The 2,503-nt window shown below is 56.1% G+C and carries 1 rRNA gene (running past one end of the window); it reads right to left on the bottom strand.

The features are described from left to right. Positions 1-22: 22 nt before the first annotated feature. Positions 23-2,503 (bottom strand): 23S ribosomal RNA (locus ACFWSK_RS37290); it runs 731 nt beyond the window's last position.

Genomic DNA, 2,503 nt, shown 5'->3' with positions numbered 1-2,503 from the left:
AACACAGTGGACGCGAGCAACTGAGGACAAGCCCTCGGCCTATTAGTACCAGTCAGCTCCACCCGTTACCGGGCTTCCACATCTGGCCTATCAACCCAGTCGTCTACTGGGAGCCTTAACCCCTCAAAGGGGGTGGGAATACTCATCTCGAAGCAGGCTTCCCGCTTAGATGCTTTCAGCGGTTATCCTTTCCGAACGTAGCCAACCAGCCATGCCCTTGGCAGGACAACTGGCACACCAGAGGTTCGTCCGTCCCGGTCCTCTCGTACTAGGGACAGCCCTTCTCAATATTCCTACGCGCACAGCGGATAGGGACCGAACTGTCTCACGACGTTCTAAACCCAGCTCGCGTACCGCTTTAATGGGCGAACAGCCCAACCCTTGGGACCGACTCCAGCCCCAGGATGCGACGAGCCGACATCGAGGTGCCAAACCATCCCGTCGATATGGACTCTTGGGGAAGATCAGCCTGTTATCCCCGGGGTACCTTTTATCCGTTGAGCGACAGCGCTTCCACAAGCCACTGCCGGATCACTAGTCCCGACTTTCGTCCCTGCTCGACCCGTCGGTCTCACAGTCAAGCTCCCTTGTGCACTTACACTCAACACCTGATTGCCAACCAGGCTGAGGGAACCTTTGGGCGCCTCCGTTACTCTTTAGGAGGCAACCGCCCCAGTTAAACTACCCATCAGACACTGTCCCTGATCCGGATCACGGACCCAGGTTAGACATCCAGCACGACCAGAGTGGTATTTCAACGACGACTCCACAACCACTGGCGTGGCCGCTTCAAAGTCTCCCACCTATCCTACACAAGCCGAACCGAACACCAATATCAAACTATAGTAAAGGTCCCGGGGTCTTTCCGTCCTGCTGCGCGAAACGAGCATCTTTACTCGTAGTGCAATTTCACCGGGCCTATGGTTGAGACAGTCGAGAAGTCGTTACGCCATTCGTGCAGGTCGGAACTTACCCGACAAGGAATTTCGCTACCTTAGGATGGTTATAGTTACCACCGCCGTTTACTGGCGCTTAAGTTCTCAGCTTCGCACACCCGAAAGTGCACTAACCGGTCCCCTTAACGTTCCAGCACCGGGCAGGCGTCAGTCCGTATACATCGCCTTACGGCTTCGCACGGACCTGTGTTTTTAGTAAACAGTCGCTTCTCGCTGGTCTCTGCGGCCACCCCCAGCTCACCGAGTAAATCGGATCACCAGTGATGGCCCCCCTTCTCCCGAAGTTACGGGGGCATTTTGCCGAGTTCCTTAACCATAGTTCACCCGAACGCCTCGGTATTCTCTACCTGACCACCTGAGTCGGTTTAGGGTACGGGCCGCCATGAAACTCGCTAGAGGCTTTTCTCGACAGCATAGGATCATCCACTTCACCACAATCGGCTCGGCATCAGGTCTCAGCCTTAATGTGTGACGGATTTGCCTATCACACGGCCTACACCCTTACCCCGGGACTACCACCGCCCGGGCTGGACTACCTTCCTGCGTCACCCCATCGCTTACCTACTACAAGTCTGGTTCATCGGCTCCACCACTACCCTCAACTCCGAAGAGATCGGGCCGGCTTCACGGACTTAGCATCGCCTGATTCAGTACTGGGCGTTTCAAAGCGGGTACCGGAATATCAACCGGTTGTCCATCGACTACGCCTGTCGGCCTCGCCTTAGGTCCCGACTTACCCTGGGCAGATCAGCTTGACCCAGGAACCCTTAGTCAATCGGCGCACACGTTTCTCACGTGTGTATCGCTACTCATGCCTGCATTCTCACTCGTGAACCGTCCACAACTCGCTTCCGCGGCTGCTTCACCCGGCACACGACGCTCCCCTACCCATCCATACTCCCGTTGGGGATATGTGTATGAATGACACGACTTCGGCGGTACGCTTGAGCCCCGCTACATTGTCGGCGCGGAATCACTTGACCAGTGAGCTATTACGCACTCTTTCAAGGGTGGCTGCTTCTAAGCCAACCTCCTGGTTGTCTCTGCGACTCCACATCCTTTCCCACTTAGCGTACGCTTAGGGGCCTTAGTCGATGCTCTGGGCTGTTTCCCTCTCGACCATGGAGCTTATCCCCCACAGTCTCACTGCCGTGCTCTCACTTACCGGCATTCGGAGTTTGGCTAAGGTCAGTAACCCGGTAGGGCCCATCGCCTATCCAGTGCTCTACCTCCGGCAAGAAACACACGACGCTGCACCTAAATGCATTTCGGGGAGAACCAGCTATCACGGAGTTTGATTGGCCTTTCACCCCTAACCACAGGTCATCCCCCAGGTTTTCAACCCTGGTGGGTTCGGTCCTCCACGAAGTCTTACCTCCGCTTCAACCTGCCCATGGCTAGATCACTCCGCTTCGGGTCTAGAGCGTGCAACTCAATCGCCCTATTCGGACTCGCTTTCGCTACGGCTTCCCCACACGGGTTAACCTCGCTACACACCGCTAACTCGCAGGCTCATTCTTCAAAAGGCACGCAGTCACGACTGCTGT

The organism is Streptomyces sp. NPDC058620, assembly GCF_042717135.1.
In the GTDB taxonomy this organism is placed as follows: Bacteria; Actinomycetota; Actinomycetes; order Streptomycetales; family Streptomycetaceae; genus Streptomyces.
The sequence above is the reverse complement of the archived record's forward strand: the minus strand, read 5'-3'. Positions and strand labels throughout refer to the sequence as shown.